The sequence below is a fragment of the Streptomyces sp. NPDC088147 genome, from assembly GCF_044741565.1.
Taxonomy (GTDB): Bacteria; Actinomycetota; Actinomycetes; order Streptomycetales; family Streptomycetaceae; genus Streptomyces.
Genome location: NZ_JBIUSY010000010.1, coordinates 386,204 through 398,211, shown reverse-complemented (window position 1 = coordinate 398,211; position 12,008 = coordinate 386,204). Strand labels below are relative to the sequence as shown.

The following is a 12,008-nucleotide window of genomic DNA, read 5'->3' as shown; positions in this document are numbered from 1 at the left end:
GCCTCCCCTTCGACAGCGGCGCGCCGTCGGCACTCTCGCCTCGGGCGCGCCGCCTGCCGTGGACCGTCCCGTCAGCGTGCCAGGACCTGATCGGACTGGTCCGTGCGCTGCTCACCCACCAGGGCCGGCTTCGGCGCCGCCGTCGCCCGGTGGGACGGGTCGCGTACCTCACCGACCAGCATTTCCAGGACGTCCTCCAGGGCCACCAGACCGAGCACCCGGCCGGACGCGTCCGCGACCTGCGCGAGATGCGAGGCCGCGCGGCGCATCACGGTGAGCGCGTCGTCCAGCGGGAGTTCCGCCCGCAGCGTCGCCATCGGCCGCCAGATGTGCTGCGGCACGGCGCGTTCGCCGGCTTCCAGATCGAGGACGTCCTTGACATGCAGATAGCCCATGAAGGCCCCGCCGCCCTCCGCGCAGACCGGGTAGCGGGAGTAGCCGGTGCGTACCGTCAGCTCCTCGATCTCGCGCGGGGTGACCGCGGGGGTCACCGTCACCAGGGAGGCGCGGGTCAGGAGTACGTCCGTGACCGGGCGGCTGCCCAGCTCCAGGGCGTCCTCCAGCCGTTCCTGCGCCTCCGGTTCGAGCAGTCCCGCCTGGCCCGAGTCCTCGACGAGCCGGTTGAGCTGCTCGCTGGTGAAGACCGCCTCCACCTCGTCCTTGGGCTCGACGTGGAAGGCCCGCAGCACCAGCCGGGCGCAGGCGCCGAGGCCGGCCGTCACCGGGCGGCACAGCCGGGCGAAACCGACCAGACCGGGGCTGAACCAGAGCGCGGTCTTCTCGGGCGCGGCCATGGCGAGGTTCTTCGGGACCATCTCGCCGATGACCAGATGCAGGAAGACGACCAGCGCGAGGGCTATGACATAGCCCAGCGGATGGATCAGTCCCTCGGGCACATGGGCGGCGTGGAAGACGGGCTCCAGCAGATGCGCCACCGTGGGCTCGGCGACCGCGCCGAGCGTCAGGGAGCAGACGGTGATGCCGAACTGCGCGGCCGCCATCATCTGCGGCAGATTCTCCAGACCGTGCAGCACCTGTCTGGCCCGCGCGGAGCCGCGTGCGGCGTGCGGTTCGATCTGGCTGCGGCGTACGGAGACGAGGGCGAACTCGGCTCCGACGAAGAAGCCGTTGGCCAGGACGAGCAGCAGGGCGAAGACGAGTTGCAGGGCGCTCATCGGGGCCCCTCCGCCATCGCCGGGACACAGGCCCGCTGATCGGCCGGGGTGCCCGCCGGAAGCTCGGCGGTCCGTACCAGCCGGACCCGCTCGGCCCGGTAGCGGTCCACCTGGCGCACGGAGAGCCGCCAGCCCGGCAGTTCCGCCCGGTCGCCGGGGGCCGGGATACGGCCCAGCAGATCGGCGACGAGACCGGCGAGGGTCTCGTACGGCCCCTCGGGTACGTCGAGTCCGATCCGCCGCAGGGTGAGGACCCGGGCGCTGCCGTCGGCGTCCCAGGCGGGGCGGCCGTCCTCGGACGCGACGGGGGCCAGTTCCGGCCGTCCGTCGCCCTCGGCGTCGTGCTCGTCGCGCACCTCGCCGACCAGCTCCTCGATGATGTCCTCCAGGGTGACGACACCGGCCGTACCGCCGTACTCGTCGACCACGATGGCTATCGGCTGCTCGCTGCGCAGCCGTTCGAGGAGCTGCTGCACGGGCAGGGTCTCGGGGACCAGCAGGGCCGGTACGGCGATCCGGCCGGCCGGGGTGCGCAGCCGCCGCTCCACCGGGACCGCGAGCGCGTCCTTGAGATGCACCATGCCCACGATCTCGTCGATGCGCTCCCGGTAGACGGGGAAGCGGGACAGACCGGTGGCACGGGTGAGGTTGAGGACGTCCGCGGCGGTCGCGTCGGCCTGGAGGGCGCTCACCTTCACCCGGGGGGTCATCACATGCTGCGCGGTGAGCCGGCCGAGTGAGAGGGTCCGTACGAACAGATCGGCGGTGTCCTGTTCGAGGGTGCCCGCGCGGGCGGAGTGGCGGGCCAGGGAGACCAGTTCGCCGGGGGTGCGGGCCGAGGCGAGTTCGTCGGTCGGTTCCACGCCCAGCAGCCGGACGAGCCGGTTGGCGACGGTGTTGAGCAGGGAGATCACCGGCCGGAACACGGTGGCGAAGAGATACTGGGGGCCCGCCACGAACCGCGCGACCTGGAGCGGCCGGGAGACCGCCCAGTTCTTCGGGACGAGTTCGCCGATCACCATCTGGACGGCGGAGGCCAGCAGCATGCCGATCACCACCGCGACCCCGGAGACGGCCCCTTCGGGCAGTCCGGTCGCGGAGAGCGGGGCGTCCAGCAGCTGGGCGAGCGCGGGCTCGGCGAGCATGCCGACGACCAGCGAGGTGATGGTGATGCCCAGCTGGGTGCCGGAGAGCTGGAAGGACAGTTCCCGCAGGGACCTGACGACCGTACGGGCGCGGCGGTCACCCGCGGCGGCGGCGCGTTCGGCGTCGGGACGGTCCACGGTGACGAGGCCGAACTCGGCGGCCACGAAGAATCCGTTGGCGAGGATCAGAAGGAATGCCGCGGCGAGCAGCAGAAGGGGGATGGTCATGCCGCCGCCTCTTCGAAGGGGGCGGCGCAGGTACTACCGGACGATCCGTCCATTGCTGGAGGGAGTCACTCCTCGGGTCGCAGGTGCCCCGCGGGCCGGATGCGGCCGTCGGATGCGGAGCGGGGCGCACTCGGCGCCTCCGGCACCAGAGTAATCAAGACAGCGGCGAAGAGGGCAGTGCTGTACGGCCGTGGATGGGGCGCCGTACGGTCAGCCGTGGCCGGCGGCGGAGGAGTGGGAGTCGGCGAGCGCACGCAGGGCGCGGGCGTCGCGGATGGCGTGTGCCCTGGCGATTCCGGGCTGGATGGCCAGTACGGGCAGGCTGCTGCCGTCGCTGAGGTCGAGGAAGACCCAGGGGTCGCCGGGGCGCAGATTGACGCGCAGGATCTCGGCCCACTCCAGTCGGCGGCGGCGCGTGATATTGACGACAGTCACTCCCGTGTCGTCGGCCACGGCCTTGGGGCGGCTGAGCAGCATCAGTACCCCGAGGAACAGCAGGGCCGTGAAGATGAAGCTCATCCGCTCCCCCGCGCTCAGCTGGTCGAGTACCAGGCCGATGGCCGTGATGACGGCGAACATGACCACGCCGACGGTCAGCAGCACGGCCCGGGTACGGGTCGGCCGGAAGGTGACCGGAAGCGGGGGCGGACCGGATCGGCCGGACGGACCTGACACACCGGACGGTTCCTGTGCGGGCTGACCGGACGGACCTGGCTGGGGCACGGGGGCGGACATACGTTCTCTGACTTCCGGGAGTGGGTGCGGTGGCCGGGTGACCGGCGCGGGATCAGAGGCGGCAGGCGTGGATGGCCGTGGTGAGGATGGCGCGGGCGCCCAGCTCGTACAGACCGTCCATGATCCGCTGTGCCTCCTTGGCCGGGACCATCGCGCGGACGGCGACCCAGCCCTCGTTGTGCAGCGGGGAGACGGTCGGCGACTCCAGGCCCGGGGTGAGGGCGACGGCGCGCTCCAGGTGTTCGGCGCGGCAGTCGTAGTCCATCATCACGTACGTACGGGCCACGAGGACGCCCTGGAGCCTGCGCAGGAACTGCTGCACCTTGGGCTCCTCGCCGTCGGCGCCGCTGCGGCGGATGACGACCGCCTCCGAGGTCATGATCGGCTCGCCGATCACCTCCAGGCCCGCGTTGCGCAGCGAGGTGCCGGTCTCCACCACATCGGCGATGACCTGGGCGACACCCAGCTCGATGGCGGTCTCGACCGCGCCGTCCAGGTGGACGACCGAGGCGTCGACGCCGTTGTCCGCGAGGTGCTTGGCGACGATGCCCTCGTACGAGGTGGCGACGGTCATGCCGCCGAAGTCCGCCACGCCGCCCGCGGTGCCGGGCTTGGTGGCGTAGCGGAACGTGGAGCGCGCGAAGCCGAGCGGAAGGATCTCCTCCGCGTTGGCGCCGGAGTCCAGCAGCAGATCCCGGCCGGTGATGCCGATGTCCAGCCGTCCCGAACTCACATAGATCGCGATGTCGCGCGGGCGGAGGTAGAAGAACTCCACCTCGTTGTCCGGGTCGACCAGGACGAGTTCCTTGGACTCCTTGCGCTGCTGGTAGCCGGCCTCATGGAGCATCGCCGACGCAGGTCCTGAGAGTGAACCCTTGTTGGGAACGGCGATGCGCAGCATGAGGTCGGATTCCTTTGTGCGAAGGGGCTGTTGTACAGAACAGGTGATACGGGACGAAACGTGACGCGTGTGCTCGGAGATGGGCGAATCAGAGATGGGCGTACACGTCGTCGAGGGAGATTCCGCGCGCGACCATCATCACCTGGACGTGGTAGAGGAGCTGGGAGATCTCCTCGGCGGCGGCTTCCTTGCCCTCGTACTCGGCGGCCATCCATACTTCGGCCGCCTCTTCGACGACCTTCTTGCCGATGGCATGGACGCCCTTGCCCACCAGCTCGGCGGTACGGGAGGTGGCGGGGTCGCCCTCGGCGGCCTTCTGCTGGAGCTCGGCGAAGAGCTCCTCGAACGTCTTCTTGGACATGGTGAGGGTCACTTTACGCGGCCGGACGTGGCTCCCTGGCGCCAGGGTTCGGCGATGGTCCGCAGGGTGGTCGCGGTGGCGACGGCGGCGGTGACCGCCTCGTGCCCCTTGTCCTCGTGCGAGCCCTCCAGCCCGGCCCGGTCGAGCGCCTGCTCCTCGGTGTCGCAGGTCAGCACGCCGAAGCCGACCGGGACACCCGTGTCGACGGAGACCTGTGTGAGGCCCTGCGTCACGCCCTGGCACACATACTCGAAGTGCGGGGTGCCGCCCCTGATGACGACGCCGAGGGCGACGACCGCGTCGTAGCCGCGGCCGGCCAGCACCTTCGCGACGACCGGGAGCTCGAAGCTGCCCGGTACGCGGAGCAGGGTCGGCTCGTCGATGCCGAGGTCCCGCAGGGCCCGCAGGGCGCCGTCGACGAGGCCGTCCATGACCTGCTCGTGCCACTGCGCCGCGATCACGGCGACCCGGAGGTCTCCGCAGTTCTTCACACTCAGTTCGGGTGCGCCCTTGCCGCTCACGTCTCTCCTCGAAGCTGTTCGCCGCTGGTCTTCTGGGTGGTGTGGTGGATGGTGCGGTGGGTGGTCACTGGTTGTCGCAGGCGGACGCGGTGGACGCGTCCAGCCACGGCAGGTCGTGTCCCATCCGGTCGCGCTTGGTGCGCAGATAGCGGAGGTTGTGCTCCCCCGCCTGGACGGGCATCGGCTCGCGTCCGGTGACCCGCAGCCCGTGCCGGACGAGCGCCGTCGTCTTGTCGGGGTTGTTGGTCATCAGCCGCAGCCCGCGGACCCCGAGGTCGTCGAGGATCCGCGCGCCCGCCGCGTAGTCGCGGGCGTCGGCGGGCAGGCCGAGTTCGAGGTTGGCGTCCAGTGTGTCGTGGCCGCGCTCCTGGAGCTCGTACGCGCGCAGCTTGGACAGCAGCCCGATGCCCCGGCCCTCGTGGCCGCGCAGATAGACGACGACTCCGCGGCCCTCCTTGGTGATCCGCTCCATGGACGCCTGGAGCTGGGGGCCGCAGTCGCAGCGCAGCGAGCCGAAGATGTCGCCGGTGAGGCATTCGGAGTGGACCCGTACGAGCAGGTCCTCGCCGTCGCCGATGTCGCCGTGGACGAGCGCGACATGCTCGACGCCGTCGACCGTGGAGCGGTAGCCGTACGCGGTGAACTCGCCGTGGACGGTGGGCAGGCGTACCTCCGCCTCCCGGCGGACCGTGGGCTCCGAGGTGCGGCGGTAGGCGATCAGATCCTCGATGGAGATGATCGTGAGGCCGTGCTTGCGGGCGAACGGGATCAGCTCGGGCAGCCGCAGCATCACCCCGTCCTCGCCCGCGATCTCCACGATCGCCCCGGCGGGACGCAGCCCGGCGAGGCGCGCCAGATCGACGGCCGCCTCGGTGTGACCGTTGCGTACGAGCACCCCGCCGGTCTTGGCGCGCAGCGGGAAGACATGGCCGGGCCTGACGAAGTCACCGGGCTCCGCGTCCCCCGCGGCGAGCAGCCGGAGGGTGGTGGCCCGGTCGGCGGCGGAGATACCGGTGGTGACGCCATGGGCGGCCGACGCGTCGACGGAGACCGTGAAGGCCGTACGCATCGATTCGGTGTTGTGGCCGACCATCTGCGGGAGTTCGAGCCGGTCCAGCTCCGCGCCCTCCATGGGGGCGCAGATCAGTCCGCGGCACTCGCTCATCATGAAGGCGATGATCTCGGGGGTGGCCATCTCGGCCGCGATGACGAGATCGCCCTCGTTCTCGCGGTCCTCGTCGTCGACCACCACGACCGGGCGTCCGGCGGCGATCTCCCGTATGGCCTGCTCCACGGGGTCGAGCGAGAGGTCCTCGACATTGTCGGTGGAGTACCAGGTGGGCTGGGTCGGCAGTGCGGTCATGCTGCTGCTCCTTCCAGAGCCGGGGCGGTCGCGCGGGAACGGAGCCACCAGTCGCGCATCCCCCAGAGGACGAGGGCGAGGTAGATGACGTACACGAGGCCGGAGAAGGCGAGTCCGCTGCTGAAGGCGAGCGGGACGCCGACGATGTCCACGAGCAGCCAGGCGAACCAGAACTCGACCAGTCCACGGGCCTGGGCGACCATCGCGGCGAGCGTGCCGACGAAGATGTACGCGTCCGGCCAGGGGTTCCAGGACAGATCGGGGACGGCGGAGAAGAGGCCGCCGACCGCCAGGGTGCCCAGCGCCGTACCGCCGAGCAGCACCCCGCGCTCGCGCCAGGTGGCGAACCGTACGGCGATCGAGCCGTCCTGCGCCTGCCGCCTGCCGCGCTGCCACTGCCGCCAGCCCCACAACGCCACACCGATGACCAGCAGTTGCTTGCCGACACCGCCGCTGAGGTGGGCGGAGGCGTACGCGCCGACGAGGATGACGCCGGACAGGAACTGGGCGGGCCAGGTCCAGATCGAGCGCCGCCAGCCGAGCGCGAGGGCGGCCAGACCGATGGTGTTGCCGATCATGTCGGACCACAGGATGTGCTGGCCGAAGGCCGTGAAGGCCTCGCCGTTCAGCCAGGTCAGAGCGTTCACCGGGCCGACTCCTCGGTCTGTGCCGTACCGGTCTCCCCGGTCGGCGCCGTGCCGGTCTCCCCGGTTCGTCCCGTGCCGCTGCCGAGCAGCCGCTCGACGTACTTCGCGAGGACGTCGACTTCGAGGTTGACCGGGTCGCCGGGTCCCTTGATACCGAGCGTGGTCAGGGCGAGCGTGGTGGGGATGAGGCTGATGGTGAAGTAGTCGGGCCCGGCGTCGACGACCGTCAGGCTGACGCCGTCGACGGTGATCGAGCCCTTCTCGACGACATAGCGCGACAGGCCGGCGGGGAGCGCGACCTTGACCAGCTCCCAGTTCTCGGACGGGGTGCGCTCGACGACGGTGCCGGTGCCGTCCACATGGCCCTGGACGATATGCCCGCCGAGCCGGCCGCCGACGGCCACGGGCCGCTCCAGGTTGACCCGGGAGCCGGTCTCCAGCGCGCCGAGGCTGGAGCGGTTCAGCGTCTCGGCCATCACATCGGCGGTGAACTCACCGTCCTCGAAGTCCACGACCGTGAGACAGACACCGTTGACGGCGATCGAGTCGCCGTGCTTGGCGTTCTCGGTGACGACGGGTCCGCGGAGGCGGAAGCGTGAGGAGTCACCGAGGTTCTCGATGGCGGTGACCTCACCCAGTTCTTCGACGATTCCGGTGAACACTCAACGCTCCTTCGTGGTGGGGACATTCATGGCGGGCGCGGGTGCGAGCGCCTGTCCGGATCCGGATCCGTGTCCGTGTCCGTGTCCGTGTCCGTGTCCGGGGATGGGTCCGGGAACGTGTCCGGGCTCGGGGACCGCGGTGATCCGCAGGTCGGGTCCGATCCGTACGCTCTCCGTCATCCGGAGTCGCAACGCCTCGCCGATGGTGCTGATTCCGGCGTCGCCGAGTGCCGTACGGCCCGCGCCGAGCAGCACGGGGGCGAGATAGCCGACGACCTTGTCGACGGCTCCGGCGGCGACGAAGGAGCCGGCCAGGGCCGGGCCGCCTTCGAGGAGTACGGAGCGGACGCCGCGCGCGTGCAGGGCGGCCAGCAGGGCGGGGATGTCCAGACCGCGTCCGGCCCGCGGCAGCCGTACGACCTCGGGCAGTTCCCCCGCGTCGGCGTCCTCGGCGATCGCGATCAGGGTGGGCGCCGCGCCGTCGAGCACCCGGGCCCCGGGCTTCACGGCGGTCGCGTCGGTGTCGACGACGACCCGCAGCGGCTGCACGGCGCCCTCGATGCCGCGTACGGCGAGATGCGGATCGTCGGCGCGCGCGGTGCCCGAGCCGACCACGACCGCGTCGGCCTCGGCGCGCAGCCGGTGGACATCCGCGCGCGCCTCGGCGGAGGTGATCCAGCGGCTGGTGGAGTCGGCGGCGGCGATCCGGCCGTCGAGCGTGGCCGCGTACTTCCACAGGACGTGGGGACGGCCGTGGCGTACGGAGGTGAGCCAGGCCGCGTTGCCCGCCTCTGCCTCCTCGCCGAGGAGCCCGCGGGTGACGGTGAGTCCGGCCGCTCGCAGGGTGTCGGCGCCGCCCGCCGCCTGTGGGTTCGGGTCGGCGACGGCGTAGCTGACCCGGGCGACACCGGCGTCGATGAGCGCCTGGGCGCAGGGTCCGGTACGGCCGGTGTGGGCGCAGGGTTCGAGGGTGACGTACGCCGTGCCGCCGCGGGCCCGTTCACCGGCCGCGCGCAGCGCGTGGATCTCGGCGTGCGGGCCGCCCGCGCGCCGGTGGAATCCCTCGCCGGCGAGGCGTCCCGAGGCATCGAGGATCACGCATCCGACGACGGGATTGGGGCTGGTGGAACCGAGTCCGCGTGCGGCGAGCGCGATGGCGCGACGCATGGCGTCGGCGTCGCCCACGACGTCGGTTTCCGTGGCCACCGGGTCCTCCTGCCTCTTCGGGCACGGACTCCGGGGCCTGTCGATGACGACAGAGAAGCGGGAACGCACAGGGGGACGCCGAGGCCGAAGATCCGGCTCGTCCGAGGACGAACCGCCGACGGCGGCGTACCTGTGAGGGCCCGCCGCGCACTGCCTCCCATCCGGACTTTCACCGTCGGTCCAGGAATCTCACCTGGTCAACCGGCCGCTGGATGCGGACGGGTCGCGGACTATAACCGCCGGTTCGGAATTGCACCGACCCCGGAGTGCGCTGCTTCTGGTACCCGACCAGTGTGCCACGGCTGATCGTGGGCCAGTCGGGGGAGGGTTGTGGGCTGACTCACAGGTCCGGTCCGTGAGACGCGCAGGGCCGCGGCCGTGGCGAGCCCGCGCGGCCGGCGCGGCGGATCGGACCACGACCCTTCACGTGCGGGGGGGCGAATCTCAGCCGTTCACGGGCTGGGGGGCGAACAGTTCGTCCTGCGCCGCGTCCCGCGCCGTCAGCAGGGCGCCGCGCAGCACGCCCGCGCCGCCGAGCGCCCCGGCTCTGACCTCCGTACGCAGCGGTGTCATCGCGGCCAGCCGCTCCTCGACCCGGGCCGCCAGCGCCTCGCCCCCCGCGTGGCCCGCCTCGCCGGCCAGCACGATCCGGCCGGGGTCGAGTACGGCGCTGACCGCCGCCGCACCGAGGGCGAGCCGTTCGGCGAGGTCGTCGAGAAACGCCGCCGCGGACCGCGCCTGCTCCCCCGGGGCGTCCCCGGCGGCTCTCACCGCTGTGCGTACCAGCGCGGCGGAGGGCGGTTCCTGAGGCGCGGGGACGGCCGTGATGCCGTACCGCCCGGCCAGCTCGGCGACGCCCGCCGAGCCCGCCAGGGTGTGGAAACCGCCGTCACAGGCGATCGCCGAGGGCAGCCGCGAGGTGCCGGGCACGGGCAGGAAACCGATCTCGCCCGCTCCCCCGGAGGCGCCCCTGCGGAGCCTGCCGTCGAGCATGACGGCCGCGCCCACCCCGTGGCCGAGCCAGAGCAGGACGAAGGTGTCCTGGCCACGGGCCGCGCCGAGGCGCTGTTCCGCGAGCGCGGCGAGATTGGTCTCGTTCTCGACCAGAACGGTGGCGGGCAGCCGTTCCTGGAGCACGGCGACGAGCCTGCGGTGCCAGGCGGGCAGTCCGCTGGAGTCGCGCAGTTCGCCGGTGACCGGGTCGACCAGGCCCGGGGCGCCGATGCCCACGCTGTGCAGGGGTACGGAGCCCGCCTTCCCTGCCGTACGCTCCAGCAGGGCCACGGCCCGCTCGACGGCGGCTTCCGTGGCGGTGTCGCTGCCGATGGGCAGGACCGCCTCGGCGAGGGTCTCGCCGAGCAGATCGGCGACCACGACGGAGACGCTGTGGGTGCGTACGTCGAGGGCCGCGAGATGGGCGCGGTCCGCGACGATCCCGTACAGCCGCGCGTTCGGGCCGCGGCGCCGGTCGCCCGTCTCACCGACCACCCTGACCAGTCCGGACTCCTGGAGCCGCTCCACCAGATCGGCGACGGTGGGCCGGGAGAGCCCGGTCAGCGTCTTCAGCTGTCCCGCCGTCAACGGGCCTTCCTGCTGGAGCAGTCGCAGGGCGAGCCGGTCGTTGATGGCTCTGGCGGTGCTCGGGGAGGCGGCCATGCCGGAATCCTTCCAGATCGCCGGGGCGGCCCACGCGCGCCCAGCTCATTAAGGCCTATTTATCAGGCAGGGTTCCTGATAATTTACTCCGGCACCGACGACGGTGCGCCGCCGGGTGCGTCGGACACGGGCACCTCACAGGGGAGGAACAGGCACACATGTCGGCTGAAGTGGTCCACGACAAACAGAGGTTGCGGCGGGCCCGGTTCGCGGTCGCCGCCGTCTTCTGCGTACACGGAGCCGTCACCGGCAGCTTCGCCACCCGTATCCCGTGGATCCAGGACCACGCCGGGATCAGCGCGGGACAGCTCGGGCTCGCGCTCGCCTTCCCGGCGATCGGCGCGTCCGTCGCGATGCCGCTGGCGAGCGGGATCAGCCACCGTTTCGGCTCGCGCAACGCGCTGCGCGTCCTGCTCGCCCTCTGGACGCTCGCGCTGACCCTGCCGTCCCTGGCGCCGAATCTCCTCACGCTGTGCGCGGCCCTGTTCGTGTACGGCGCCGCCTCGGGCCTGTCGGACGTGGTGATGAACGCCCTCGGGGTGGAGGTCGAGAACCGGCTCGACAAGTCGATCATGTCGAGTCTGCACGGTATGTGGAGCACGGGTGCGCTGATCGGCTCCGCCGCCGGCACCCTCGCGGCCCATCTGGGCAGTGACGCCCGGCTGCACCATCTGCTCGCCGCCGCCGTGCTCACGGTGCTGGGCCTGCTGGCCTGCCAGGCCGTGCTCGACCTGCGCAGCGCGCCCGAGGAGGACCCGCCGCCGCGGTTCGCGCTGCCGCCGAAGTCCGCGCTGCTGATCGGCGCGATCGGGTTCTGCGCGGTCTTCGCGGAGGGCGCGAGCCTCGACTGGTCGGCGGTCTACCTCCGGGACGTGCTGGACACCTCGCCGGGCGTCGCGGCGGCGTCGACCACGGCGTTCGCGCTCACCATGGCGGTGGCGCGGCTCGCGGGCGACCGGGTGATCGACCGGTTCGGCGCGGTACGGACCGTGCGGACGGGCGGAGCGCTGGCCGTGGTGGGCGGCTTCCTGGTGGTCGTCGCACCGCAACCGCTGGTCGCCATGGCCGGGTTCGCGTTCCTCGGGCTCGGCGTGGCCGTGGTCGTACCGCTCGCCTTCGCGGCGGCGGGCCGCGCGGGGCCCAACCCGAGCCAGGCCATCGCGGGTGTCGCCACCATCACCTACACCTCGGGCCTGATCGCGCCCTCGGCGATCGGCGCGGTCGCGGACGCGACCTCGCTCGTGGTCTCGTTCGGCCTGGTGACGCTGCTCGCCTGCGGGCTGATGGTGGGCGCGGGTGTGCTCCGCACGGGCGACCGCCGCACCGTGGCGACCGCCGCCGACCCCACCACCAGGCCCGCGCCGGCCCCCACCCCGGAGACGTAGGCCACGGCCCCGGGTACCCCTCC

Annotated in this window: 12 protein-coding genes and 1 riboswitch; of the genes, 1 reads left to right on the top strand and 11 read right to left on the bottom strand. The window is 72.0% G+C overall.

Translation table 11 applies throughout. The annotated features are described in order from the left end of the window. Positions 1–71 precede the first annotated feature (71 nt). The 11 genes from ACIOGX_RS32870 to ACIOGX_RS32820 all read right to left on the bottom strand — a co-directional run bounded on the left by ACIOGX_RS32870 (position 72) and on the right by ACIOGX_RS32820 (position 10,600). Positions 72–1,175, bottom strand: coding sequence for a hemolysin family protein (locus ACIOGX_RS32870; RefSeq protein ID WP_240046012.1), 1,104 nt, complete (start codon positions 1,173–1,175; stop codon positions 72–74). After that, positions 1,172–2,548, bottom strand: a complete 1,377-nt coding sequence (locus ACIOGX_RS32865; protein ID WP_401764509.1) for a hemolysin family protein — start codon at positions 2,546–2,548, stop codon at positions 1,172–1,174. The genes ACIOGX_RS32870 and ACIOGX_RS32865 overlap by 4 nt, the downstream gene beginning before the upstream one ends. A 210-nt stretch (positions 2,549–2,758) precedes the next feature. Next, a complete protein-coding gene (locus tag ACIOGX_RS32860; protein WP_401918252.1) occupies positions 2,759–3,223 on the bottom strand; it encodes a PH domain-containing protein in 465 nt (154 codons plus the stop codon). A 112-nt stretch (positions 3,224–3,335) separates the two neighbouring features. Then, positions 3,336–4,184 (bottom strand): ATP phosphoribosyltransferase, encoded by an 849-nt coding sequence (gene hisG / locus ACIOGX_RS32855; protein WP_356513807.1) that lies wholly within the window; start codon positions 4,182–4,184, stop codon positions 3,336–3,338. Positions 4,185–4,272: 88 nt separating this feature from the next. Further along, positions 4,273–4,545 carry a phosphoribosyl-ATP diphosphatase gene (locus ACIOGX_RS32850; protein ID WP_356513809.1) on the bottom strand — a complete coding sequence of 91 codons (273 nt, stop codon included), beginning with the start codon at positions 4,543–4,545 and terminating at the stop codon, positions 4,273–4,275. 8 nt (positions 4,546–4,553) lie between these two features. Then, complete coding sequence (gene ribH, locus ACIOGX_RS32845; protein ID WP_356513811.1) at positions 4,554–5,066, bottom strand: 6,7-dimethyl-8-ribityllumazine synthase; 513 nt, start codon at positions 5,064–5,066, stop codon at positions 4,554–4,556. A 64-nt stretch (positions 5,067–5,130) separates the two neighbouring features. After that, positions 5,131–6,420, bottom strand: a complete 1,290-nt coding sequence (locus tag ACIOGX_RS32840) for a bifunctional 3,4-dihydroxy-2-butanone-4-phosphate synthase/GTP cyclohydrolase II (protein WP_384772959.1) — start codon at positions 6,418–6,420, stop codon at positions 5,131–5,133. A 5-nt stretch (positions 6,421–6,425) separates the two neighbouring features. Beyond that, complete coding sequence (locus tag ACIOGX_RS32835) at positions 6,426–7,076, bottom strand: nicotinamide mononucleotide transporter family protein (RefSeq protein ID WP_356513815.1); 651 nt, start codon at positions 7,074–7,076, stop codon at positions 6,426–6,428. Continuing rightward, entirely contained in the window at positions 7,073–7,738 is a 666-nt protein-coding gene (locus tag ACIOGX_RS32830) for a riboflavin synthase (RefSeq protein WP_401918249.1), read from the bottom strand. Before ACIOGX_RS32830 ends, ACIOGX_RS32835 begins: the two co-directional genes overlap by 4 nt. Then, complete coding sequence (gene ribD / locus ACIOGX_RS32825; RefSeq protein WP_401918327.1) at positions 7,739–8,905, bottom strand: bifunctional diaminohydroxyphosphoribosylaminopyrimidine deaminase/5-amino-6-(5-phosphoribosylamino)uracil reductase RibD; 1,167 nt, start codon at positions 8,903–8,905, stop codon at positions 7,739–7,741. It lies immediately after the preceding gene. Positions 8,906–9,087: 182 nt separating this feature from the next. Next, a riboswitch (FMN riboswitch) is annotated at positions 9,088–9,218 on the bottom strand. A gap of 170 nt (positions 9,219–9,388) precedes the next feature. Further along, complete coding sequence (locus ACIOGX_RS32820) at positions 9,389–10,600, bottom strand: ROK family transcriptional regulator (protein ID WP_401918247.1); 1,212 nt, start codon at positions 10,598–10,600, stop codon at positions 9,389–9,391. Positions 10,601–10,758: 158 nt separating this feature from the next. Between ACIOGX_RS32820 and ACIOGX_RS32815 the strand changes: the two genes are divergently transcribed. Then, positions 10,759–11,985, top strand: coding sequence for an MFS transporter (locus ACIOGX_RS32815; protein WP_356513822.1), 1,227 nt, complete (start codon positions 10,759–10,761; stop codon positions 11,983–11,985). Positions 11,986–12,008: the final 23 nt, after the last annotated feature.